24 protein-coding genes, 3 tRNA genes and 1 pseudogene are annotated in these 26,088 nt (G+C 37.8%); 5 read left to right on the forward strand and 23 right to left on the reverse strand.

Annotation, left to right across the window (positions count from 1 at the left end; translation table 11 throughout):
- A pseudogene (locus APS80_RS08865) lies at positions 1–1,179 on the reverse strand (M20 family metallopeptidase).
- A 237-nt stretch (positions 1,180–1,416) separates the two neighbouring features.
- On the opposite strand from APS80_RS08865, the gene APS80_RS08870 reads away from it, so the two are divergent.
- The gene (locus tag APS80_RS08870) at positions 1,417–1,887 is read left to right on the forward strand and encodes an S-ribosylhomocysteine lyase (RefSeq protein WP_059107913.1); all 471 of its coding nucleotides are present in this window, start codon (positions 1,417–1,419) and stop codon (positions 1,885–1,887) included.
- A gap of 93 nt (positions 1,888–1,980) precedes the next feature.
- Here the strand turns inward: APS80_RS08870 and APS80_RS08875 are convergent, their stop codons facing one another.
- From APS80_RS08875 to deoC, 4 genes are all read right to left on the reverse strand, one after another.
- Entirely contained in the window at positions 1,981–2,331 is a 351-nt protein-coding gene (locus tag APS80_RS08875; RefSeq protein WP_059107938.1) for a DoxX family protein, read from the reverse strand.
- Complete coding sequence (gene deoB / locus APS80_RS08880; protein ID WP_059107914.1) at positions 2,331–3,518, reverse strand: phosphopentomutase; 1,188 nt, start codon at positions 3,516–3,518, stop codon at positions 2,331–2,333. Before deoB ends, APS80_RS08875 begins: the two co-directional genes overlap by 1 nt.
- A gap of 12 nt (positions 3,519–3,530) precedes the next feature.
- On the reverse strand, positions 3,531–4,832 hold the full coding sequence (locus APS80_RS08885) for a pyrimidine-nucleoside phosphorylase (protein ID WP_059107915.1): 1,302 nt from the start codon (positions 4,830–4,832) through the stop codon (positions 3,531–3,533).
- 86 nt (positions 4,833–4,918) lie between these two features.
- A complete protein-coding gene (deoC, locus tag APS80_RS08890; protein ID WP_059107916.1) occupies positions 4,919–5,581 on the reverse strand; it encodes a deoxyribose-phosphate aldolase in 663 nt (220 codons plus the stop codon).
- A gap of 158 nt (positions 5,582–5,739) precedes the next feature.
- Between deoC and deoD the strand changes: the two genes are divergently transcribed.
- Positions 5,740–6,450, forward strand: coding sequence for a purine-nucleoside phosphorylase (gene deoD, locus APS80_RS08895; RefSeq protein WP_059107917.1), 711 nt, complete (start codon positions 5,740–5,742; stop codon positions 6,448–6,450).
- A gap of 214 nt (positions 6,451–6,664) precedes the next feature.
- On the opposite strand, the gene APS80_RS08900 is transcribed toward deoD, so the two are convergent.
- The 7 genes from APS80_RS08900 to APS80_RS08930 all read right to left on the reverse strand — a co-directional run bounded on the left by APS80_RS08900 (position 6,665) and on the right by APS80_RS08930 (position 12,722).
- Positions 6,665–7,111: a Dps family protein gene (locus APS80_RS08900; RefSeq protein WP_059107918.1), complete on the reverse strand. Its 447-nt coding sequence runs from the start codon at positions 7,109–7,111 to the stop codon at positions 6,665–6,667.
- Positions 7,112–7,497: 386 nt separating this feature from the next.
- Entirely contained in the window at positions 7,498–7,911 is a 414-nt protein-coding gene (locus APS80_RS08905) for a thiol-disulfide oxidoreductase DCC family protein (RefSeq protein WP_059107919.1), read from the reverse strand.
- Positions 7,912–8,117: 206 nt separating this feature from the next.
- A complete protein-coding gene (locus tag APS80_RS08910) occupies positions 8,118–9,491 on the reverse strand; it encodes an EVE domain-containing protein (RefSeq protein WP_059107920.1) in 1,374 nt (457 codons plus the stop codon).
- A 73-nt stretch (positions 9,492–9,564) separates the two neighbouring features.
- Positions 9,565–10,545 (reverse strand): YeiH family protein, encoded by a 981-nt coding sequence (locus APS80_RS08915; protein ID WP_059107921.1) that lies wholly within the window; start codon positions 10,543–10,545, stop codon positions 9,565–9,567.
- A gap of 63 nt (positions 10,546–10,608) precedes the next feature.
- Positions 10,609–10,839, reverse strand: coding sequence for a hypothetical protein (locus APS80_RS08920; protein ID WP_059107922.1), 231 nt, complete (start codon positions 10,837–10,839; stop codon positions 10,609–10,611).
- A 21-nt stretch (positions 10,840–10,860) separates the two neighbouring features.
- The gene (locus APS80_RS08925) at positions 10,861–11,796 is read right to left on the reverse strand and encodes a type I phosphomannose isomerase catalytic subunit (protein ID WP_059107923.1); all 936 of its coding nucleotides are present in this window, start codon (positions 11,794–11,796) and stop codon (positions 10,861–10,863) included.
- A gap of 269 nt (positions 11,797–12,065) precedes the next feature.
- The gene (locus APS80_RS08930; protein WP_059107924.1) at positions 12,066–12,722 is read right to left on the reverse strand and encodes an SDR family oxidoreductase; all 657 of its coding nucleotides are present in this window, start codon (positions 12,720–12,722) and stop codon (positions 12,066–12,068) included.
- 143 nt (positions 12,723–12,865) lie between these two features.
- On the opposite strand from APS80_RS08930, the gene APS80_RS08935 reads away from it, so the two are divergent.
- Positions 12,866–13,168: an ArsR/SmtB family transcription factor gene (locus tag APS80_RS08935; protein ID WP_059107925.1), complete on the forward strand. Its 303-nt coding sequence runs from the start codon at positions 12,866–12,868 to the stop codon at positions 13,166–13,168.
- An 11-nt stretch (positions 13,169–13,179) separates the two neighbouring features.
- Positions 13,180–14,148 carry a cation diffusion facilitator family transporter gene (locus APS80_RS08940; RefSeq protein WP_059107926.1) on the forward strand — a complete coding sequence of 323 codons (969 nt, stop codon included), beginning with the start codon at positions 13,180–13,182 and terminating at the stop codon, positions 14,146–14,148.
- 170 nt (positions 14,149–14,318) lie between these two features.
- Here APS80_RS08940 and APS80_RS08945 read toward each other — a convergent pair whose 3' ends face one another.
- On the reverse strand, positions 14,319–15,050 hold the full coding sequence (locus APS80_RS08945; RefSeq protein ID WP_059107927.1) for a metallophosphoesterase family protein: 732 nt from the start codon (positions 15,048–15,050) through the stop codon (positions 14,319–14,321).
- Between the two features lie 132 nt (positions 15,051–15,182).
- Here APS80_RS08945 and APS80_RS08950 point away from each other — a divergent pair, with 132 nt between their 5' ends.
- Positions 15,183–16,277, forward strand: coding sequence for a DUF975 family protein (locus APS80_RS08950; protein WP_083498197.1), 1,095 nt, complete (start codon positions 15,183–15,185; stop codon positions 16,275–16,277).
- A gap of 80 nt (positions 16,278–16,357) precedes the next feature.
- On the opposite strand, the gene APS80_RS08955 is transcribed toward APS80_RS08950, so the two are convergent.
- The 10 genes from APS80_RS08955 to APS80_RS09000 form a co-directional block, all read right to left on the reverse strand.
- A complete protein-coding gene (locus APS80_RS08955; protein WP_059107928.1) occupies positions 16,358–17,218 on the reverse strand; it encodes an HAD family hydrolase in 861 nt (286 codons plus the stop codon).
- Positions 17,219–17,292: 74 nt separating this feature from the next.
- The gene (locus APS80_RS08960; protein ID WP_059107929.1) at positions 17,293–18,072 is read right to left on the reverse strand and encodes an ABC transporter ATP-binding protein; all 780 of its coding nucleotides are present in this window, start codon (positions 18,070–18,072) and stop codon (positions 17,293–17,295) included.
- Between the two features lie 177 nt (positions 18,073–18,249).
- Positions 18,250–20,055, reverse strand: coding sequence for a glutamine--fructose-6-phosphate transaminase (isomerizing) (gene glmS, locus APS80_RS08965; RefSeq protein ID WP_059107930.1), 1,806 nt, complete (start codon positions 20,053–20,055; stop codon positions 18,250–18,252).
- Positions 20,056–20,701: 646 nt separating this feature from the next.
- Positions 20,702–22,054: a phosphoglucosamine mutase gene (gene glmM, locus APS80_RS08970; RefSeq protein ID WP_059107931.1), complete on the reverse strand. Its 1,353-nt coding sequence runs from the start codon at positions 22,052–22,054 to the stop codon at positions 20,702–20,704.
- A 28-nt stretch (positions 22,055–22,082) separates the two neighbouring features.
- On the reverse strand, positions 22,083–23,015 hold the full coding sequence (locus APS80_RS08975) for a CdaR family protein (RefSeq protein ID WP_059107932.1): 933 nt from the start codon (positions 23,013–23,015) through the stop codon (positions 22,083–22,085).
- 1 nt (position 23,016) lies between these two features.
- Positions 23,017–23,823, reverse strand: coding sequence for a diadenylate cyclase CdaA (cdaA, locus tag APS80_RS08980; RefSeq protein ID WP_059107933.1), 807 nt, complete (start codon positions 23,821–23,823; stop codon positions 23,017–23,019).
- Positions 23,824–24,046: 223 nt separating this feature from the next.
- On the reverse strand, positions 24,047–24,952 hold the full coding sequence (rocF, locus tag APS80_RS08985) for an arginase (protein WP_059107934.1): 906 nt from the start codon (positions 24,950–24,952) through the stop codon (positions 24,047–24,049).
- Positions 24,953–25,807: 855 nt separating this feature from the next.
- Positions 25,808–25,880, reverse strand: a tRNA-Lys gene (locus APS80_RS08990).
- A gap of 6 nt (positions 25,881–25,886) precedes the next feature.
- A tRNA-Gln gene (locus APS80_RS08995) sits at positions 25,887–25,958 on the reverse strand.
- Positions 25,959–25,962: 4 nt separating this feature from the next.
- Positions 25,963–26,046, reverse strand: a tRNA-Tyr gene (locus tag APS80_RS09000).
- Between the last annotated feature and the right edge of the window lie 42 nt (positions 26,047–26,088).

Genomic DNA, 26,088 nt, shown 5'->3' on the forward strand with positions numbered 1-26,088 from the left:
CTAATTCCCCTTTATTTGTTGGTGCTCGGCCTGAATTTCAGCGAGTAACGTTGGATTGCTGATTAATTCTAGACCCATTAGCGCGAGTATTTTAGCGCCGTTAATTAAAGCTTCGGCCCCTTGTACACTTGCAGCTGCTTCTCTAAAACGATGGGTATGGCCCACGAGATTACGTGAGCCTATCTTGATATGTGGATGGATCGTTGGTACGACATGACTGACGTTCCCAGTATCAGTCGAACCGTAACCAAAGTCTTCATCAACCACACGTTCTCCCATTTCAATTGCATATTTACGAAATAGATCATCCAATTTGGGCGTGATGATAAATTCGTTGACGCCGTTTTGTATCGGCGCAAATTCAAAATCACATCCGGTTTGAAGTGCAGCCCCTTTTGCAATTTGTCTTACACGGTCTGTGAGTATGTCGAGCTCTTCACGCGATGTCGCACGTGTATAGAATCGTGCATGCGTGAAATCCGGTATAATATTTGCAGCACTGCCTCCATTGATAATGATGCCGTGTACGCGTTGGTTCTCTTTGATGTGTTGTCTCAGTTGTGCGACACCGTTAAAGTAAGAAATCATCGCATCTAATGCATTGCGTGCTTATGGTGCATTTTCAGAGGCGTGAGCACTTTTTCCGTAAAATTTAATATCCAAGACATCTACAGCTAGTGTCGGCCCAGTCACGTACGTTTCATTACCTGGATGTACCATGAGAGCTACATCCAAATCATCGAAAATATCCGCTTTGACATATGAGGCTTTCGCACTGCCGTTCTCTCCACCTTCTTCAGCTGGACAACCATACACAATCACTTGTCCACCCAAATCATCAATGACTTTAGATAATGCAATCCCTGCTAAAATACTCGTCGTGCCGATAATATTGTGACCACAAGCATGTCCTAAACCAGGTAATGCATCATATTCTGCTAAAAAGCCGATATTAGGTCCCTCTTTACCAGAGTCATAACGGGCAATAAATCCAGTACCATGACTCGCTATATCCGTCTCCACCTCAAAACCATGATTACTTAATTGTTCACTCAGTGTCCTTGAAGCAAAAATTTCTTCGTTTCCTAATTCTGGACGTTGGTGAATGCGATGGCTCATCAAAATGTAATCAGATCGCTGATTATCTATAAAATCTAAGATAAATTGCTTAATCTCCATATATTATTACTCTTTTACAAACGTACACAATGTTGTTAAATTATTATTAAATATGTCGCTTTAAAGTTGGTTACTTGTGTATTTTTAATTATTACCTATTTTATCGGATATACTCGTTTTTGCAACAATTTTCTGTTATTTAAGCTAAAATGTATCTATCGCATGGGGTTAGTGAAATTGTAAAAGTGTATAGCAATTGATACAATGACGGTAGGATTGAACTTAGGAGGGTTAGACATGACAAAAATGAACGTTGAAAGCTTTAACTTAGACCACACTAAAGTTGTAGCACCATTTATTCGCTTAGCAGGTACAGTAGAAGGATTAAATGGCGATACAATTCACAAATATGATATTCGCTTTAAACAACCGAACAAAGCACACATGGATATGCCAGGACTTCATTCACTTGAACATTTAATGGCTGAAAATATCAGAAACCATACTGACAAAGTTGTCGATTTAAGTCCAATGGGTTGTCAAACAGGTTTCTACGTTTCTTTCATCAACCATGATGACTACGATGACGTATTAAATATCGTTGAACAAACACTTAACGATGTCTTAAATGCGACTGAAGTCCCTGCATGTAATGAAGTACAATGTGGTTGGGCAGCAAGCCACTCATTAGACGGTGCAAAAGCCATTGCACAAGACTTTTTAGATCATCGTGATCAATGGCATGATATTTACGGTACAGGAGAATAATATCTTCTAACTATCAAAAAAGCCTTATCCTATAGCGAGTAATCATGACATCATATGTCTTAGCTCGTCATTAGGATAAGGCTTTTTTTCTTTTTATAATGCTTTAATGATTTTCATTAATACAAATTGTAGTGGCAAGCGCGCATATAAGATCCATTTAGGTAAATGTAACTCACCTAATGCCACTTGCTTTCTCGCCATGTAAATATTAGCAGGAAATACAGCTAATAAGAAAGCATTCATCGCATTTTTCATAGTTTGACCGGGTCTTCTTATAAATAAAGTCAAGCCAAATATAATTTCGAATACGCCAGTAATCAATACAGCCGTTTTACGTAATGGTAAGTAATGCGGTACGATTTTTCTAAAGCCTGACTCATTGGTAAAGTGTAATATGCCAGCGCCAGTAAAAATCGCTGCTATAAACATGCGTAACAATTTCATCATTCTCGTTCTCCCATTTCAGCGAGATAACTTGAACCAAACTCTGGCAATGTGACGCCAAAATTATCTGCTATCGTCGCACCGATAGAACTAAATGTTGTATCTTGTGATAACGCATGATATTGATTGATTTTCGGACTGAACATCAAGACTGGAATGTATTCACGCGTATGATCTGTACCTTCTGCAATTGGGTCATTACCGTGGTCTGCAGTGATAATCACTAAGTCATCTTCTTGTAATGCGTCTATGAGTTCTGGTAAGCGATTATCAAAGTCTTTCAATGCTTGCGCATATCCAGGTTTGTCACGACGATGACCATATTTCGCATCAAAGTCAACGAGATTTAAGAAACTTAAACCGCTGAAGTCACGTTTTACGGTTTGTATTAATTGATCCATACCGTCCATGTTGTCTTTCGTACGGATCGCTTCAGTCACACCTTCACCATCATATATATCATTGATTTTACCTAAGGCAATGACATCATAGCCAGCATCTTTCAACTCGTTCATCACTGTACGACCAAATGGTTTGAGCGCATAGTCATGGCGATTAGAGGTACGTGTGAAGTTACCTGGTTCACCTACATAAGGACGTGCAATAATACGACCAATCAGATATTTAGGATCTTTCGTTAACTCTCTTACTTTTTCACAAATGTCATAGAGCTCTTCTAACGGGATGACATCTTCATGTGCTGCGATTTGTAAAACAGGGTCAGCTGAAGTATAAACAATCAGATCACCCGTTTTCATCTGATGTTCGCCCCACTCCTCTATAATCTGCGTACCAGATGCAGGACGGTTAGCCACAACTTTACGGCCAGTCATCGCTTCAATTTCTTGTACGAGTTCATCTGGAAAGCCATTAGGATACACTTTAAATGGTTGCATAATATTTAAGCCCATGATTTCCCAATGACCTGTCATTGTATCTTTACCAACAGATGCTTCACTTAATTTTGTGTAAAACGCTTGTGGTGCATCCACGGATGAAACCACTGGTAAAGTTTCTATGTTCCCAAGTCCTAGACGCTCTAAGTTAGGTAATGTTTCTGAAAAACCTTCTAACGTGTGTTTTAATGTATGACTTCCTTCGTCACCAAACGCTTCTGCGTCAGGGCCTTCGCCAATACCTACTGAATCCATTACAATTAAATGTACGCGTTTAAATAGTGTTGTCATGTCAAACTCTCCCTACTCTGTAATCATTTTATATATCAATGTGGGTGCGTCACCACTGTCAGATATTGTTATATTATCTAGCAGTTTTTGTTTAACCTCTTCTATCTCTTCTTGGTTACTATAGATGGTCAACAACGATTCACCTTCGTTCACATTGTCTCCAACTTTTTTATTTAACACAAGTCCAACGCTTAAGTCGATCTCGTCTTCTTTCGTCTTTCTTCCTGCGCCTAACATCATAGAGGCAATACCTAATTCGTTTGCCACAATTTCAGTGACAACCCCTGTGCGTGGTGCCGCAAGTTCGTATTGATATTGTGCATGAGGCAAACGAGATACATCATCTACGACTGACGGATCACCGCCTTGATTAGAGATGAAGGTTTTGAATTTATCTAACGCACGACCATCCTCTATCGCTTGTTCTAACAAGTTGCGTGCCTCATCAATGGTCGCTGCTTGTTGGCCTAAAACGACCATTTGTGCACCCAATGTTAATACGAGCTCTGTTAAATCCTTAGGTCCTTCACCACGTAAAGTGGCGATCGCTTCTTTAACTTCTAAAGCGTTACCGATGGCGTGCCCTAATGGTTGACTCATATCTGAAATGATCGCCATCGTTTGACGGCCCACCTGATTACCGATACGTACCATCGCTTGTGCGAGGGCTTCTGCATCCTCGACCGTTTTCATAAATGCGCCGTTACCGGTTTTCACATCTAAAACAATCGCATCTGCACCCGCAGCAATTTTCTTACTCATAATCGATGAAGCAATGAGTGGAATTGAATTAACTGTACCTGTCACATCACGTAAGGCGTATAATTTTTTATCAGCTGGCGTGAGGTTACCTGTTTGACCGATGACTGCAATACGATCATCATTCACGAGTTGTGTGAATTGATCTTCAGAAATTTCTACATGGAAACCTTCGATGGATTCTAATTTATCAATCGTACCCCCCGTATGGCCTAATCCACGACCACTCATTTTCGCGACGGGCACACCTACAGACGCTACAAGTGGTGCGAGTACCAGTGTAGTCGTATCGCCGACACCCCCTGTGGAGTGTTTATCTACCTTGACGCCTTTGATGTGAGATAAATCAATATAGTCTCCTGAATTAACCATCGCCATCGTTAAAGTCGCACGTTCTTCATCATCCATGTCTTGGAAAAAGATCGCCATCGCTAGACTAGAAGCTTGGTAATCAGGAATATCTCCCTGCGTATAGCCTTCAATAAAGAATTCGATTTCCTCTTTGGTTAATGCTTTACCGTCTCGTTTTTTCTCAATGATATCAACCATTCTCATCATTGTTGCCTCCTTCAAACGTCTCATCTTAGACGCAGTCACGTCACATGAAGATGTAGTCGTTTATTGCTTATTTTGTTGTGCAATCAATAATCCGTATCTGCTTCTAACCCTTGGATAATTTTCACACCTGCGCTTGCACCGATACGTGTAGCACCTGCTTCAATCATTTGATTAAAATCTTCTACTGTACGAACGCCACCTGACGCTTTCACTTCTAATGCATCACCTACTGTGTCTTTCATTAATTTTACATCTTCAGGGGTAGCACCTCCACCGGCGAAACCAGTTGATGTTTTCACGAAGTTAGCGCCTGCAGCTTGGCTCAATTCACAAGCTTTAACTTTTTCTTCATCAGTAAGTAAACATGTTTCAATGATCACTTTAACCGTATGTCCTTCTGCTGATGTTACGACGCCCTCAATATCTTGTTGAACATCATCATAACGTCCGTCTTTTAACGCACCGATGTTGATGACCATGTCGACTTCACTCGCACCGTTTTTAATCGCATCGACCGTTTCAAATTGTTTTGACGCTGTTGTTGTAGCTCCGAGTGGGAAACCAATCACTGTGCACACCAATACATCTGTATCTTTTAATGCTTCTGCTGCATATTTAACGTGTGAAGGATTAATACACACAGATTTAAAATCATATTGCTTAGCTTCTTCAAGCAATTGATCTAATTGTTCACGTGTTGTTTCTGGTTTTAATAACGTATGATCTATATATTTTGCGATATTCATTAATCATTTGCCTCCTGTACTTTCAAAATGAGTACGTCTTTTATTTTATTAAAGTTCGTCTTTTTAAAACGTTCCTCACAGTAATACTACAAAAATTAGCAAAAAATATAAACAAATGTTATCTTTATTTTGATAAATAATTAAAGGAGTCGATACAAATGACAACAGGTACACCACACATACAACCGAATGGCGCAAAAATTGCTAAAACAGTATTAATGCCAGGAGACCCCCTCCGTGCAAAATACATCGCTGAACACTATTTAGAAGACGTCGTTCAATTTAATGAAGTCCGTAACATGTTTGGTTACACAGGTACATATAAAGGTAAACCCGTCTCAGTCATGGGTTCAGGTATGGGTATTCCTAGTATTGGTATATACTCATATGAATTGTTTAACTTTTTTGATGTAGAAACAATTATACGTATAGGATCTTGTGGCGCACTTCAAGAAAATGTAAACCTCTATGACATCATCATTGCTCAAGGTGCATCTACAAATTCTAACTACGTCGATCAATACCAAATTCCAGGCCACTTCGCACCACTAGCTGATTTTAATTTAATTACACAAGCTAAAGCGAAAGCAGACGATATCGGGGCTACAACACATGTCGGTAACATCTTATCATCAGATACATTCTACAATACTGATGAATCATTCAATGAACCATGGACACGTATGGGCATCCTAGGTGTTGAAATGGAATCAGCTGCTTTATATCTCAATGCCACTGCTGCTGGTAAAAAAGCACTTGGCATCTTTACTGTAAGTGACCACCTACTTCGTGATGAATCTACAACACCCGAAGAACGTCAAACTTCATTTACACAAATGATGGAAATTGCATTAGAAATCGCTGAATAATCGATTTATATACCCAGTATTATGCGTCGATTGATGTGTCTCATCAGTCGGCGCTTTCATGATAGTTGATATACAAAGTTTGCCTTTAAGTCTCAAACACATATTTTTCAATAAAAAAGCGGGACAGTCACCTCTTTAATAGAGGTACTGCCCCGCACTTTTGTGTTACGGCTATATTGAACTCACCGTATATGATTCATTTAACTTAGATGGATTATTCACCTAAGAAAGATTTTAACATCCAGTTATGTTTATCTACTGAATTTTGCATGCTGATAAACATATCTTCAGTTACATCGTCTTCTGCTTCAGATGTAACTTCAATTGCTTCGTCTAATTGTTTAGAGATGTTAGTGAAGTCATTTGATAATTCTTCAACCATTTGAGCAGCTGTATAACCTTTGCCTGCTTCTTCAACGATTGAAATGTCTAAGCTTTCTTTTAATGTTGCAACTGGGTTACCACCGATTGCTAAAATACGTTCAGCTAAATCATCGATATATTGGCTTGCTTCGTCATATAATTCTTCAAATTTAACGTGTAGTGAGAAGAAGTTAGGTCCTTTTACATACCAGTGGAAGTTATGAATTTTAGTGAATGCCACTGTCCAGTTTGCAACTTGTTGATTTAATACGCGTACTACTTCGCTATTATTTGCCATATTAAAAATCTCTCCTTATACCAATTCAAATTTTTAATTCACTATCTGTGTTCTTTACAATAACTATTATATTATAATAATTATCAAAAGTAAAGCCTTTTGAGCAATAACTTTAAGAAACTTCGAAACTTAACGCATACCGCTTCATATCGGCTTGTATAAACATACTTATACTTTTATGATGATACTACACATTAACATTCAACCTACATTTTTCTACACCCTAATTGATAATACATATCATCTAATTGATAATAGCATGCATTTGCAGAGCGTATCGTATGCTAAAAGTGTTAGTGTCCATCATGCCGTATGAACCGCTAAATTGCCTCAACGGTCAGACTTCAAACGTTATGCTGTACATTCTAAAATACCTCAATCTTTCGCTAATTGTTCAAGTTCGTATTTTCTTCTCGATCTAAATAAAATGTTTCTTCATAAGGTGTTGCCTGTTGCCAGTGCGTTTTCCACATTTTATCTCTATTATTCGCAAAGGTCTTGTACCCTACATCTCTCACTGTCTTAGGAAAAAGCGATAATCCAAGACCGAGGCCTTTATAGTCGACCGGGAGCGCAAGTAAAATGGATTTGATTGCGTCAGAATAATATTTAAAATCTGATCCTTCCTGTAAAATCACGCTGTCATATTGTTGTGTTTCTGGATAGTTATGTGCTAACTGCTGACCGATGCGACCTTGTAATTGCGCAAATTGATACGTCTTAGGTAATCCATGACGAATTAACCAAATCGTATAGTTAAAACAATATACACAATTGCCATCATAATAAATAATTGGCATCTTGATTCACTCCTTATGCTTTAACACATCACTTTCACCCTTACTATAACCTAATTCATCCCCCTACAAACAAAAATGAGAGCGAAATATAACATACACTGCTCAACCAGGTGCTACGCTTGAATAACCTCATGTATCATTCAGCATACGAACACCTTGGAATAGCTATGATATATCTCACTCTCATTAAGATAAAATTGATTCAATTAATCTTGATTCACTCTGACAATACGCGCATATTTTAAAAACTGAGAAGAATATTTAGATTTAATCGTTTCTAAATCATCATAAGTAATACCGATAATGTGCCAGTTCGGATTAAAATGATAGAAAGAATCTTTGTTGCGTGACCATTTAACCATGGAACCATCTTTGTTGTAACGTGGCAATGTCATTTCATAACCTTCTAATACATTAATATACGTTTGGAAAATATCAGGATCAATGCGATTAAAGTTATCGATGACTAAGTAACGTTTATCTCGGCTTGGCATCAAGTTTGTGATGAAACCTTCTCTGTAATATAACGCGCCCGTTTCATTCGGTAAATATTTACCATATAACATGTCTTCGCTAAAGTCTGGATGTCCTGTCGTTAATACAGGGTTCGCATTAGTAGATTGGAGTAAATCTTCTGCAGACTTGAGACCTTCTTCTTTTTTGTCCACGACGAGTAAAATGAACGGTTTAATGTCATCTGAAGTACTTTCAACGACTTGTTCGTTTGGTTTAACGGCTTTAAATTGTGGCTTAACGCCTTGATTTTCACTCATCTCTAGAATAGCTTCATATTGTGCTGAAGATAATCCAGCGATGGCCTGTTTCGCATTTTCTTGTAAAAAATATAAGTTTTTCAACTTAGGATGTTGATTTAGTGTTGCGAGAGACACAGGTGGAATTTCACGTTCAAAATAAACTTCAATCGCTGTGCTATTCGTACGTCCAGGTATCGGTGCTTTTTCATGAATGTGGGTACTGACTTCGCCTAATCCAATGACAGATTGATTGGCATTTCGATCGAAAAACACAAGCTGGTCTCCTACTTCTAACTGCGTATAATAATGATAGCCATTACGTTTGATACCGTTATACGTATGTGTATATATCGTATAATTCGTTTCAGGTTCAAACTCTTGTGATTCAGCCAAAAAGAAATATCTCGGTATTTTAGATTCACCCTCACCGAGTTGAACAATCAAATCAAATTCCTCTTTCGTAATTTGATTAAATAACGTTTCTTTCATATTGTTAATGCGAAACTCTAACGTCTCACTACGTTTTAAGTAATCTGTTGTGAGCGGTTTTAACTGTTTTTTTAATTCAAACTGCACACGAATTTTATTTTGTGCACCTGTTTGAACTTGCGTGATTTCACCATATCCTAAGAGGCCTGTATCCATCTGTACTTGGTAAAATATCACCTGATCTCCTACTTTGGCATGTTTAAAAGCACGAAATCCTTGGCTTGGATTAAAATGTGCACCAGATTCAAACAGTGTTGTCTGTCCTTCCAGTTGCGATTGATGATCCCAACGATTATAGCCGCAATTCAACCAAAAATAATTGATTTCCTCTGTCATTTGGATACTCCCTTACCTTTATACAAAATTTTTTATTTCTTATCATTTTAACCATTCACATGAGCTGTTCCCTTTAAAAGAGCTGTATGTATTTCATCATGATGAGACTGATCACAATCACGACCAACCATGTTAACAAACCTAATATTACTGGCTTTATCCCTGCTTGTTTAAACTGTCTCATATCTACGGTTAACCCGATACCTGCCATTGCAATCGTAATTAAAAAGAGCGCAATGTGATGAAAGACATTAATTAATGCAGGTGGGAAATTTAGCACCGTACTTACGAATGAGGCTACAACAAACCAGACGATAAACCAAGGAAATATTTGAAAGATCGAAACTCTGTGATTTCGTTCTCTTTCTTCCTTTACCGTCAAATATGTAAAAAATAAGACGACTGGTACAATCATCAATGTACGCGTGAGCTTCACTATCGTTCCTGTCGCTAATGCATGTCCTCCATAATTTGCCGTCGCAGCCACCACACTGGATGTATCATTGATGGCGGTGCCACCAAAGTAACCGAATGCCGTCTGGCTCATATGTAATAAATGTCCAAGTGGTGGGAAAATAAACACGGCAATGATGTTAAATAGAAAAATAGTTGAAATAGCATAAGCCACTTGTGATTCACGTGCCTTGATCACAGGACTTGTTGCCGCGATGGCAGAGCCCCCACAAATTGCAGTTCCTACACCGATTAATATACTGAGCTTTGTATCGAGACGCAATAATTTCATCACCATATACACTACTAAAAATGCACCGATGAGTGTGCTTATGTTGATAGGTAACGAGCGTAAACCTATTTCCCCGATAGCCTGAAAGCTGAGCGTAAAACCAAGGACGATAATACTATAATGTAAAATCTTCTTACCACTATATTTAATCCCCGGTGTAAACGAGTCAGGTAGTCGTATGAAATGATTCACGACCATCCCGAAGATAATAGCGAAAATGGCACTACCAATCACTGGGACAACCATGCCTAATAATGTCGCAATTACTGCAATAGTTACTGTTAACGTCAGTCCTTTTAATCTTGTCACATCGCTACCTCATATTCTGCTAAACGCACTATTTCTGTACATCCAATGTGTCAATACTATCTTTTATCTCATTAACGTGAATGCTCCAAATAAAGGCATAATATTAATGAGCACACCGCCTAATTTCAAGAAGCCATTGACATCTTTGTCTTTAATCGTAATCAAGCTGCATATAATCCCAATTAAACTGATGATAATGGGCAGTGCAACTGACGGAAAGGGAGGCATGCCCATAAACACACCACCGCCAGATAGTATGCCGCAAAACAATGCGACGTATAAAAATTTTTCCACGATGAACCCTTCCTCTCTATGTTATAAAAAGCTCACGAGTAAAATGAAATCTCCTTCGAACACAGTATCTAAATCATGTGACGTCAATATAAAGTTACTGCCCTTCGCCACGTTATAAATCTCACCATCAACGACGACTTCTCCGCCACCATCAATGACTGAAATCAATACAAATTCTCTCGGTTTCATATAATTTAATGTGCCTGATATTTCCCATTTCACCATTGAAAAGAAATCATTGGCGATGAGTTTCGTCCGCTTGTGATTTTCAACGAATTCAACATCTGTCGTAGCAGCAGTTAAGCTTTGATTGGTTTCAATCACATCTAACGCTTTTTCTTTATTTAATTCACGACCTAAACCTTCTGCATCTCTGTCATGGTCATAGATGCGATAAGAAACGTCAGATGATTGCATTGTCTCATATGCGATGACACCGGCTCCAATTGAATGAATCGTGCCAGCAGGAATAAAATAAAATTCCCCAGGTGTCACTGTCACTCTGTTGAGCACCGCTTCGTAATCATCTTGTTTAATCTTATCTATGGCTTCATCTCGGTCCTCTGATGTAACGCCATAGACGATTTCAGCACCTGGCTCTGCATCAATGATGTACCAACTTTCTGACTTGCCGTACTGTCCATTTTCATTTTCATACGCATAAGCATCATCTGGATGCACCTGGATAGATTGTGGTGACTGGACATCGACCATTTTCACTAATAGCGGAAAATCTTTGCTTGGGAAATCACCGAACAATTCGCGATGGTCTTCCCACACTTGATCTAGTGTATGGCCGGCATAAGGACCGTTCACAATTTCACACTTACCGTTTGGATGTGCAGATATTGCCCATGCCTCTCCTATATGATCGTTGGGTAGACGATAGCCAAAGTCTTCAAGTCGTCTTCCGCCCCAAACTTTTTCGTGTAATACTGGTTTCAAAAATAACGGCATTACCGCACCTCCAAAACGATTTTTAGCTCATTTATGTATCATAAAAATTCTGTAATCTGTGAATGATGTGAGCAACCTCAACTACGTTACGAGCTATAGCCTTCATATCAGTTCATTTCACATGATTAAAATAAAGCTATATACCTCTCCTAATTATATCAACTCTCTTCCTATAATTATAGTCCTTCATTTAATTTTCCATCATAAAAGCCCACTAAATATGTCTTCACATAGACATAACTAGTGGGCATCACATTTTCAATGTTATTTTATTTGTTAAATGGTTCAAGTGCTGAGTCTATTTCAGTATCTCCATTAATGATTTGGAATTCACTATTGTGACCTTGCCAATCGGTAAGTACTTTTTCTAACACAGCAGCGACATCTTCTCTGCTAATTTCACCGTGCTTGTCAAAGAAGGCTTCGCTTTCGATCTTACCGCTGCCTGGGTCATCTTTTAACGTACCAGGATGAACAATCGTATAATTGAGTCCGGACTCTTTCAAGTATTCATCCGCATAGTGTTTCGCAATCGTATATGGTTTTAAATTGCTGTTATCATCAAATGCTTGACGTCTTGAATCAAATGTTGAAACCATCACATATTGTGAAACGTTATTCGCTTTGCTTGCTTCTATCGTCTTAATAGCACCATCTAGATCTACAATGATCGTTTTGTCTGCACCTGTGCTACCACCTGAACCTACAGAAAAGAGCACCTTGTCAAAACCGTTCATTTTTTCAGTAAGTGTCTCAATATCATCGTGTTCTACGTCGATTAACACAGCTTTGCGACCGCTGTCTTTTAAAGTATTCAACTGATCTTCATTTCTCACACCTGCAGTGACATCTTGTCCATCTGCTTGTAACTTAGCTAATACTTTACTACCTACGCCGCCATTAGCGCCTATGACTAATATACTCATTTATATCTCTCCCCTTCATCAATCATTTACCCATTTTCTACCCGGCTATCATTTTATAAAACACGACTAGCTCTCAGGCTTGACCTTCTAAAATAAAAGGATTAATATATGAACATATATTAATATATTAAAAAGGTGATAGCATGAAAAAACAATCCCAAGTGTTAAACGAAACAACACTTGCACGGGTAACTGAAATATTTAAAGCACTCAGTGATCAAAACAGAGTGAGAATTTTACATTTACTCAATCAAGGATCAGCGAGCGTCAATTATATCTCTACGACACTCGATATGACTCAATCCAATGTTTCGCATCAACTGCGCACCTTAAAACAAGCCAAGTTGATTAAAGCGACACGACAAGGTCAGTCTATGATTTACGAAGTAGACGATCACCACGTCACTGACCTACTCTATCAAGCAATACACCATGCTAAACACTAATATAACTGGAGATGACGACAATGAGTAATCATCAACATAATCACATGCATCAACATGTTCATACAGATAATAAAACGATTTTAGCAATCAGTTTTATTATTATTCTTTCGTTTACAATTGTCGAGATCATCGGTGGTTTTCTTTCTAACAGTTTGGCGTTGATGTCAGATGGTTTACATATGGTGAGTGATACTGTTTCACTCGGTGTGGCCCTCGTGGCTTTTTACTTCTCAGAAAAACGAGCAACCTTTCATAAAACATTTGGCTACAAACGTTTTGAAATCTTAGCAGCGTTATTTAATGGTGTGACTTTATTCATCGTGGGCATCATCATAATTATTGAAGCGATTCAGCGTTTTATCGAACCTGAAGACGTGCAATCGATAGAAATGTTACTCATCAGTTTAATCGGTTTAATCGTGAATATCGTCGTGGCATGGTTAATGTTTAAAAGCGGTGATACAGACCATAACATTAACATGCGCGGTGCATTTATCCACGTGATGGGTGACCTGTTAGGTTCTGTCGGTGCAATGATAGCGGCAGTGGGTATTTGGCTCACTGGATGGAACTTCCTCGACCCTATCATTAGTATCATCGTATCGTTGCTTATCTTGCATAGCAGTTGGGGTATTATCGCCGCTTCAATTAATGTACTGATGGAAGGAACACCTGAAGATGTATCTATTAAACAAGTCATCCATGCGATTAAATCTGAACCTCAAGTCACACATGTACACGACTGTCATGTCTGGACCATTTCAAATGGGATTAACGCAGTAAGCTGTCATGCGGTCATCGATCCACAGCTCACCGTTGAGGCGTGTGATGCGATACTGAAATCTATCGAACAAAAACTCGCAAAACGCAATATCCAACACATGACCATTCAATTAGAAACAGCCAACCATGATCACGGTGATGAAACGTTTTGTTCTGTCATTAATAATACGAAACATGCACATCATCACCACCACTAAAGACAATGTAGATGAATTCTATATACATTAAAAAAGACGTATTGGTATCTCGCAACTTCTTTGGCAAATCGTACTTTGCCTTTCTATGAAGTGCAGATAAATCAATACGTCTTTCTTTGTATCATTTTGAATTGTTGTGTATCTCGTGACTGCGTTTTGTTGCGCTGTGTCTATAAAAATTGATCAAATATCAGCGATTTGGCTGGTACTTGTTTTTCGTCAAAACCTGCAATAAACTCTTCGTTATCATAAGGTACTTTGACACGTTCGATAGAAAATTCATTTTCATTAATCGTCACGAGTCCATAGCTCGCATAAGCACCATTGTTTAAACCTACAGAACCAGGGTTGAAGTAAATGGTTTCTTTATCATCATACATGTGCACAGTGTGGTTGTGACCAAACACGATGAGATCTGCATCTTTATCACTAAAAAGTTCAGACATATTTTCTAATGAAGGTGTCACGATTGGACTAAATGGTTGTTCATCAATAGATACTTCCAATTGATCATTTGGTATTTCATAATGAATGAAAAGAACTTTCTTACCTTCTACTGTGAGTTCTCTCGTTCTTGGTAATGCATTAAGTTCTTCGTAGTAATCTTCATCCATGTGACTTTCTATCCATTGATGATGTTCGTAAAATTTGTCTTCCAAATCTTTGGGATACGGTGTGTCATTAATAATAGACATCACAGCCTCATCATGATTACCGGCAATGATCTCCATATCATCTCTATCGAATACAGCATCTAATACTTTATTCGTTTCATGACCAATACCGACTAAATCGCCTAAGTTATAAATCTTTTTGACATTACTTCTACTATCAATATCATCCAATACTGCCTCTAAAGCATCAAAGTTACCATGTATATCAGTGATAACTGCGAATTTCATGATGAAACCTCCCTTTTAAAATTATTTCCATTCTTATTATAATAACATTTATTTGCCATTTGGCTACCTATTTATTTTAAAATCCTAAAATTTTTGGTATCGTGTTTATATCACTAAAAAGGAGTGTGCAAAGTGTTTAAATTTCATAAGCTTGCTATACAGAATATGAAACCACAACACGCCAAAACGTTACTTATCACGTTAATTGGTCTTGTGATTTTATTTGTTTTAGCGTTTGTATCTGTCATTCCAGTGTCAGCTGCAATACAAACATTGGTCCTATCTCTCATGATGCAGCAAATTACTGGTAAAGTGATCGCATTAATTGCTTTAGCTATATTGTTGCCGATCTTACTGTACATTTTCATTGGTTATCCATTAATAGCAGGCATCATTCATGCGATTCGAAAAGCAATCAATAAAGAAAAAGTTTCATTTAGCGATATCATAGCTAGTTTTAGAAAAGGTAGATATGCTAAAAGTTTAAAACTTTCACTATTTACTTTATTATTCCTAGTCATACTCGGTGTCATTACATACATCGTAGTACAACTCGCTAATCTAGGTGTTTCTCATTTATTCAGTGCAATTCAAGCACGCCTAGCAACATCTGAGCACTTTATTGGTTATGCACTCACACTAAATGTCATTTTAGTGTTAATCTTAGCATTCATCCAATCAATTATTACTTGGTTCTTCACTATTGTCATTGTTAACTACACTACAGCATATACAGAAGATCCAAGAAGAGGCGCTTGGAAAGATGTGAAATTAGGATTCAAAGGTATTAAAAACGGAAACAAAACTTGGTTCAAATTCTTTATCGGTATCCTATTACTTAACTTAGTCGTGCTCATCTTAGATGGACCAGTTAATCAAGCCCTTGTAATTTCTACAGGTGGTATTTCTCAAACCGTAGCAACAATCTTGATTAACATCTTTATGGTGATCGTAGTCATTGTACGTATCTTAATTTACTACTTCAACATCATTGCAGTCGTACAATACTTCAACCGTAATGGACGTCTAAATGGCAGTGATAACACAACGTCAGCACAACCTTCAGTAGGTCCTTCAAACATTCAATCCTCAGGTCTAAATGCTGAAGATTATGCGACACCATCTAACGACGAAACATCACACCATCAAACAGAGTCAAATGTAGATGAGTCACAAGTAACAGAATCAGATCGTGATACTACAAAATCAGATGAACCAAAACAGTAATAATAAATTAAAATGCGGGAACGATTCAGTTCCCGCATTTTTTATGTCTAAACAACTCTTTTTAGTTTTAACGTGTGCAGTTACTTTTCTCCTAATAGGTTCTGTGCTAGATACTTAGCCGCCCCATCTTCTTCATTCGTTAAAGAAGTAATATCCTTAGCTAGAGCTTGGACTTCAGGTCGCGCATTTTTCATAGCAACTGTATAATGACCAAAATTAAACATCGCACGATCATTATCACTATCACCAATCACAAGCGTTTCATGCTGTTCGATGCCAAAGTGCTCAATCATTTCTTTAATACCTGAGCCTTTATCGATGCCATAAGCCATTGTTTCTGCATTATAACGAGATGAATTAGACACAGAGATACGTAATGTATCTTGATCTAATTGTAATTGCTTGCGAAAATCAGAAATCTTATCATAATCAGGCGCAAACAAATATATTTTCGAATAGCCGTCGCCAGAGAACTCGTCTTGCCAGTTAATCTTGCCGTTTAACGCATCTTTACGTGATAACCATTCACTCTCACTCACTTGGTTCGGTGGAGTTTCTCCTTCAATCATCGCTTCAATCCATTGACGATCTTCGTTTAACACGATGCGATCTCCTTCAAAAGGAAACACTTCGTAATAAATACCATCTGCTTTTGCGCGTTGAGCGAGATCCAACACTTGCGCTTGAGATAAGGTGTGTTTAAACAGTACACCTTCTAATGTGTGGCCTAATGTCCCATTAGAACTAATGATACCATCAACTTCAAAATGTTCAGGCACAAGATAGTGAATTTCATCATGTGATCGACCCGTTGCTAAAAACACTTTATAACCCTGTGTACGTAACTGATCAATCACCTCTTTAGTATATAAACTAACTTGGTTATTTTCATGGAGTAGCGTCCCGTCCATGTCTAAAAATATTGCTTTAACATCGTCCATCTCATTTCCCTCCGTTATCATTCATGGTCATTTATATAAAGTATGGCACGCCATACCTATTTGCGCAATCTTTGTCACTGTAAAAATAAAGCATATCTATCTTCGTGTTGTTTTAAATGTACGGGTCGATGGAAGAATTGAGACAGCACTGTCTCATTGAGTACGTCACGGATTTCTCCCTTTTTAAAACATTGCCCGTCACGTAACAATAATGCATGCGTCATATGGGGCGTTAATTCTTCTACAAAGTGTGTGACATAGATGACGGAAAGTTCAGGCCGTTGAATATAGAGCTGTTCCAATGCTGATAATAAAGTTTCTCTGGCAATAAAATCCAACCCTGACGCTGGTTCATCGAGTATTAACATCGATGGTTGACCCATGAGCGTACGTGCAATGAGGACACGTTGTTGCTCACCCGTAGATAAGGTGCCATAATAGGCTTCGGAAAAGGCTCCCATGCCTACTTCTGATAAAAGCTGATATGCTTGTTTTTCAACTTCAGCGGTCACCGTTTGAAACACACCGATAGATTGATATGCACCGCTAATGACAATATCAAGGACAGTTTCTCCCTCTTGAAAACGATTCATTAATTGATGTGAGACAAAGCCAATGTGTTGTCTGACACGATCTGCAGAATATCCCACCTTACCAGGCTCCATCTGGAACAGTTCTACAGTCCCGCTTGTCGCAAAATCATAGCCATTTAAAATATTAAGTAACGTAGATTTCCCTGCGCCATTCAAACCGTAAAGTAACCACTTCTCACCTGGTTGAATCTGCCAAGAAATATCCTTTAAAATTTCTTTACCCCTTTTGATTTTAGAAAGATGTGTTAGGTTAATCAACATAAGCTTCTCCCCCTTTGTTCAATGATGCATATTGATTTTAATCATGGCTTTTCGTTTTGAAAAAGGCTGATATATAAAAAGATCCAGTTTGAAGCGAAGAGACGCCAACTGGATCTTTCTTATCATTTTAAAATGAAATTATTATCGCTCATTACATTTAAATGTAGCCATTCGCAATTACTCTACAGTTACAGATTTCGCTAAGTTACGTGGTTTATCCACATCAAGATCTCTGTGTAAAGCTGCGTAGTATGCAATTAATTGGAAGACCACAACGGAAACAAGTGGTGTTAATAATTCATGGACGTGAGGAATCACGTAAGTGTCTCCTTCTTTATCGAGTCCTTCCATTGAAACGATACATGTATGTGCACCACGTGTGACGACTTCTTGCACATTACTGCGAATTGAACCATTCACACCCTCTTGTGTTGCAAGTGCAAAGACAGGCGTACCTTCTTCGATTAATGCGATTGTACCGTGTTTCAATTCACCACCCGCAAATCCTTCTGCTTGAATATATGAAATTTCTTTAAGTTTAAGCGCACTTTCTAAGCTGACATTATAATCGATCGTACGACCAATATAGAATGCATTGCGTGTTGTAGCTAAGTAGTCTTTCGCAATTTGTTCCATATATTCTGCGTCATCGACAACAGATTCCATCGCTGTAGTCACTTTCGCTAGTTCACGAAGTAATTCTACGTCTACTTCTTTACCGCGTGCTTGTGCCACCACTTGTGAAAGTATAGATAACACAGCGATTTGAGCAGTGTATGCTTTTGTAGAAGCGACCGCAATTTCAGGACCTGCGTGTAAGAGTAATGTATGATCTGCTTCTCTTGATAATGTAGAACCAGCTACATTTGTTACAGTTAATGATTTGTGTCCCAATTTTTTCGTTTCAACTAATACAGCACGACTGTCTGCTGTTTCCCCTGATTGAGAAATGTAGATGAATAATGGTTTTTCTGATAAGAGCGGCATGTTATATACGAATTCAGAGGCTACGTGTACTTCTGTTGGCACACCAGCCCATTTTTCAATAAATTCTTTACCGACTAACCCTGCATGGTAGCTTGTACCTGCAGCAATGATGTAAATACGATCCGCTTCAGCAACATCATTTACGATATCTTGGTCGATTTTTAAGTTACCATTTTCATCTTGATATTCTTGAATAATACGACGCATCACAGCAGGTTGTTCGTGGATTTCTTTTAACATGTAATGATCGTAAACGCCTTTTTCAGCATCTGATGCATCAATTTCTGCAATATAAGTTTCTCGGTCTTGTACGTTACCTTGTTGGTCTTTAATTGTAACTGAATCACGTTTTACAAGAACGATTTCGTGGTCGTGGATTTCTTTGTATTCATTTGTTGCTTGAAGCATTGCTAATGCGTCTGATGCAATGACATTAAAGCCATCTCCTACACCGATGAGTAATGGAGATTTATTTTTCGCTACGTATAACGTATCTCTATCGTTACTATCTAATAAACCTAAGGCATAAGATCCATCAAGTAATGATACGACTTTTGTAAAGGCCTCTTCTGTTGATAAGCCTTCATTTGAGAAGTGTTCAATTAATTGGACAATGACTTCTGTATCAGTGTCTGAAACCACTTCTGTATCTGGCATATATTCTGATTTTAATTCTTCATAATTTTCGATTACACCGTTGTGAACAAGTGTAAATCGTGCTGAAGAAGATTGATGTGGGTGAGCATTTTCATAGTTAGGAGTACCATGTGTTGCCCAACGTGTATGACCAATACCTACTGTTCCATCTGCTTCGTCTTCATCAGCGATTTTTCTCAATTCTGCAATTCGGCCTTTTTCTTTAAAAACGTGTGTGCCGTCATCATTGACAACTGCCACACCTGCTGAATCATAACCGCGATATTCTAATTTTTCTAATCCAGTTAATAGTAATTCTTTCGCATTCTCATAGCCGATATATCCGACAATTCCACACATAAGTAATTTACCTCCAATAGTTAGGTAAAACGGCCAATATGCGCTTTATATATAAGTGATGTAGTCATAAATGCAAAGTTTCTCGATTAAATTTTCCAAGATGCATATGAATTCACAAACCTTAAAAAGGCATACTGCACCCTTTTACTCAAATTCTTAATATTTGCTACTTACTTTCGGCTAACTTATTAACTTTGTGCACTGAGTTGCCTCAATGTTTTACTTAATAAGATTTCGGATGAGCCACATCCGGGATAGCATCCGCCGATAATTCGATCACTATCCTCCTCGTCTACAAGCTCCTCAGAGTTGTCTATTAAAATTTCTGCTATAAACTTTAAATGTTAAACAGCTCTTTGAGACTTGTACAGGCGCTTTACTTTTATACCCCTATCCTCCTTTCATTAATTATGTCTAATTCTACAACGTTTCTGATGCGCATTGCAAATTATTTATAGTATTATTTTTACAATATTGTAATGAAAGTGAGAAATTAACGTAATAACTCATGCTTTTTGTAAATGTCTATGAATCGCTTTAATAAAAAAGCACGACTGCCCTATGATGTGCACACCAGAAGTTGGACTAAAATCTAATTTCTGGGGTTCAGTACACTATCATTAGGTAGTCGTGCTTTTGATTTATATTAGTCTAGACCCATTTGTGCTTCAACCACGTCTGCGATACGTTGTGCATATGATTCTGCTTCTTCATCTGTTGAAGCTTCTACCATGACACGAACGAGGGGTTCTGTGCCTGAAGGACGAACGAGTATACGACCTTCACCGTTCATTTCGGATTCTACTTTTTCCATTTCCGCTTGTACTTCAATGTTATCAGTGACACCGTGTTTATCAGTCACACGCACATTGATTAATGATTGCGGATATTTTTTCATTTGGTCAGCAAGTTGACTTAGTTTTTTACCTGTCATTTTAATCACTGCCGCAAGTTGAACCGCTGTGAGTAGGCCATCACCTGCTGTATTATAATCCATCATGATGATATGACCAGATTGTTCACCGCCTAGGTTGTAGCCACCACGACGCATTTCTTCGACGACGTAACGGTCACCTACTTTGGTTTTAGATGATTCAATACCTTCATTTTCAAGTGCTTTATAGAAGCCTAAATTACTCATGACTGTAGAGACGATCATGTTATCGTTAAGCTCTTGATTTTTCGCCATGGCTTGGCCAAGAATGAACATCACTTTGTCACCATCGACGATTTGACCTTCTTCATCAACTGCGATTAAGCGGTCACCATCTCCATCAAATGCAAGACCGAAGTCACATTCATTTTCAACAACTGCATCAGCTAGTGTTTCAGGATGCGTAGATCCTACTTCTTTATTAATGTTGTAGCCGTCTGGGTTACAACCTACTGTAACTGTATCCGCTTCTAAATCACCGAATAAGAATGGTGCAAGTGAAGATGTCGCACCATTCGCGCCATCTAGAGCAATTTTCATACCTTCTAAATCAACATCAATTGTAGATTTAAGGTAACTGATGTATTTTTGTGCCCCTTCAAAGTAATCTGAATAGTGGACAATATCTTCACCAACTGGGCGTGGTAAATTAGGATCTTCTTCATCGAGTAATTTTTCGATTTCTAACTCTTGTTCGTCAGAGAGTTTAAAACCATCTGATCCAAAGAATTTGATACCATTGTCTTCTACTGGATTATGTGAAGCTGAGATCATAACGCCTAATTCCGCTTCCATCTCTTTTGTAAGGTAAGCAACACCTGGTGTAGAAATGACACCTAAGCGCATGACTTCTGCGCCTATAGAAACAAGTCCGGCAATCAATGCTGATTCTAACATTTCGCCAGATACACGTGTGTCTCTACCGACCAATACTTTAGGGTGATCCTTATCTTCATTATGTGCGAGTACATAACCACCGAAACGGCCTAATTTGAAGGCAAGTTCAGGAGTTAAATCCTTATTTGCAACGCCTCTAACGCCGTCCGTACCAAAATATTTTCCCATTGTCTATGTCTCCTTTATCATTTTCCTGTTATTTTAAGTTTATCGTAGCAGTCGTTTCGTTTGGCTCTGCTTTTGATACATTATCTGGTAATTCTAAGTCGACATCTTGTTCAGTCGATTCATGAATGTCATCTAAATCTATTTTAGCGGTGATTGAATCTATATCTTCTAGATCATCACGATTACCAAAAATTTCTACTTCTTTATCGCTTAATTTGATGTCATCTAGTTTGTTGCCATCAGATAAGCTACCTACTGTTTTCGTTTTAAGTTTTACTTTTTTACTGTAAGGTTCTAATTTAACGCTCAGATTAACCTCTTTAGGTTCAACCGCCACATTGAGTTTATTTAAATTCTTATCAAATGCGGTGATTTTTGCTACATCTGTTGTGTCTTGCGTGATTTTACTATCGTTTTTATATGTTGCTTTAAGATAAGCAATTTTATCAATTTGTTCTTGACCACCAGTTACTTTAACATTTTCCGGAGAAACTGTTTGATCGCTGATTTTATATCTATCATCAATGTGTTTGGAGCTCACATCTGGTGTGACTTTAATATTTTTACTTACCTTCTCTTCTAGGTTTACAGTAGCTTGTTTCGGTTTCACTGAATATTTAATATCGTCTTCTAGTCCGCTCACTTTAAATTTTGAGGAGTGTATACCCTTTTCTTCGCCGGTTAAATCTAACACAGCTTTAATGTTTTCGTTGTTCGCATTTTTAAGAATTTGAGAATGTGAACCAGATAACTCGACGTCAACACTTTCAGGTACATTACTTGCATATAACGTCTTGTAATCATATTTAACTTGTATAGGTACATCCTCTACTGTTTCGTTAGATTTTTGACCTATATTATCAATATCAAATATATTACCAAAGACGTTATTCACTGATAAGAAAAACAAAAGTGCTAGGACTAGAGCGATGAAGCGCAATCCCCATTTACTCTCTATCATATTATTTCACACCTTTCTTTTTCAAGTGTGAGCCAAACCAATGTTCAGCTAATAATTCTTTAAATGCGTCAGCTGAGATATCTTTACGTAATTTACCATCTAAAGTGACTGAAATGGTACCTGTCTCTTCTGAAACGACAACCGTGAACGCATCTGAAACTTCAGATATACCCACTGCGGCACGGTGTCTAGTACCTAAGCTTTTCGCTATTTTAGCACTGTCTGATAGTGGTAAATAGCTCGCTGCACTTGCGATTTTCTTACCTTGTACAATCATCGCACCATCATGTAATGGTGTGTTAGGAATAAAGACGTTCGTTAAAAGCTCTTGCGAAATATCAGAATCTAACGAAATCCCTGTTTCTATATAATCTTGGAGGCCAGTTTCTTTTTCAAATACAATCAAGGCCCCTATACGACGTTTGGCCATATATTGTACCGCTTTTGTTACAGCTTCAACGAGTTGATCTTCAGTATCATTGACTGTACCCGTATAACGTTTAAATAAACTACCTCGACCTAATTGTTCCAAGGCCCGACGTATTTCAGGTTGGAAAATGACGATGAGTGCGAGTACACCCCATTGGATAACTAAGTCAAACAGTCGAGCTGTCGCGGTTAAGTCCAGCATTTTACTGACTTGTTGTCCGATTACAATAACAACAATCCCTTTTAATAATTGAATGGCTTTCGTACCTTTAAAAACTGTAATGAGAAGATAAAGTACATACCAAACGATGATTAAATCGAGTACGGTTGTTATAATTTTAAGCGTACTCCAGTTATCAAATAAATTGGATAAATCCATAGCATCTCCTCCGGTAATCTGTTCCCACGTTCTTTTATTATACCAATCTCAAGGGCGCCTGTCATATTAATTTAAACACAAAACAGAGAGAAAATAAGGATTCTTTTAAAATAAGGATGACATGTTTAGCAGGTGGTTTTAATGAAACTTTCTTTTGATTACTTCCTTCTCACAAAAAAGCTGGAACTCATTGGAGCTCCAGCTAAAAATGGATATTTATATTTTAAAGTAATGTTTCTCCGAAGAAACTACCTAATAGTACTGCTGCTTGTTCTGCAGTACTATTCCCTTGATCTAATAATGGATTCACTTCAACAAGATCCATAGATGTAATTAAATTTGATTGGCTTAACAGTTCAAGCGCAAAATGACTTTCGCGATATGTTAAACCACCTGGCACACGTGTACCCGTTCCCGGTGTTTCATATGGGTCTAAGCCGTCTACGTCAAACGATAAGTGAATACCATCTGTTTTATCTTTTAAGTATTCAATCGTCTCTTTAATGACTTGTTGGATGCCTAAGCGATCCACATCAGCCATTGTATATGTCTTGATGTTTTGTTCTTTAATATAGCGTCGTTCACCGCTATCTAAATCACGCATCCCAATTAACACGACATTTTCAGGTTTAACTTTAGCACCTTCACTTCCTACATTAACTAACTGTTCATCACCTTCACCTAGTAATGTGCGTAATGGCATGCCGTGCACGTTCCCTGATGGTGATTCTTCTGCAATATTTAAATCACCATGTGCGTCATACCAAATGACTCCTAGATTTTCATAATGTTGACTGATACCAGATATAGAACCAATCGCTAAAGAATGGTCTCCACCAAGCGTGAGTGGAAAATGAGATTGGGCTACGCTTTCTGACGTCGCATCACTTAATGTTTTAGAAACTTCTACGATTTCAGGTAAGTTACGTGCACCCTCTTGCTCACTCAAATAACGTTCTAAATCTATTTTAGGCACTTGTATATTTCCTTTATCATTAAATGTAAGATCTAAATCTTTTAATCTATTTAATAAACCAGCATATCTGATCGCATCTGGGCCGAAGTCTACACCTAGTTTTCTTTGTCCAAATGCTACAGGCGCTCCTATGATGTCTATTGTTTTATTCATGTCTAAAACCCCTTTTGTACTCAATTAAATTTATAGTAAGGTAATTAACTTTATATATCAAGTTATAATAAGAATTATATAACAAGACAAAATTCATAAAAAAACCATAAATATTATTGAACATACAATTGTCAAAAATGAGTCTTCTAATGAAATGTAAGCGCTTTCTAATTTAACCATTTTATTCTTACTATATAACCTGTATATTTATTCAAAATAAATTTTTTAAAGAATAAGGAAAAATAATTTAATTTCGGCATTAAAATGGGGTTGCTTCCGTTCTAATGCGTATTTTGAGGAGATGGTGAGTAGTTAAATAAGAAGCTGCAGTATCATTGTATATGTAGATAATATGGGGATTTTAAAGTTATAAAGTAGCATACGCCAGACATAATTGTAAAAATGTCTAATGTTAGAAATAACAACCCAACATCAGACATTAAATGAATAGTTTAATTTATAATTACTTGAGGTCCAAATTTAAAAGAACTTAAAGCTAATAAGTAATAAAATCACAAAAACAATAATGTAAATGATTAAAATAGATAGCAATCTAATGAGTATAGGTTTATTTTTTAAGGTCACTTCTGTGATGAGACCTCCAACGAGTGCTGCTATTCCACAACATATAACTACGACAATATCATTCATAGAAAATGACTCCTTTGTATGATTTTTTGCAATAGCAACTCATTCCCTACTAATAAATTATCATAATTAAATACAAATACAACTATTAATTAAATAGACTATTTAAATTAAGAAAACCACATAAAACCCATAACGTGATAAACATAAAAAACTCGGGTTAACCAGTTACTAAATAACTAGGTTAACCCGAGTCTCATTAATGAGTGAGCCATAGAGGATTCGAACCTCTGACCCTCTGATTAAAAGTCAGATGCTCTACCAACTGAGCTAATGGCTCAAAAAACTGGGCTAGCTGGATTCGAACCAGCGCGTGACGGAGTCAAAGTCCGTTGCCTTACCGCTTGGCTATAGCCCATCAATGGTGGAGGGGGGCAGATTCGAACTGCCGAACCCGAAGGAGCGGATTTACAGTCCGCCGCGTTTAGCCACTTCGCTACCCCTCCAAGGTATTAATCAAAATAGTGGAGGATGACGGGTTCGAACCG

The organism is Staphylococcus auricularis (genome assembly GCF_001500315.1).
Lineage (GTDB): Bacteria > Bacillota > Bacilli > Staphylococcales > Staphylococcaceae > Staphylococcus > Staphylococcus auricularis.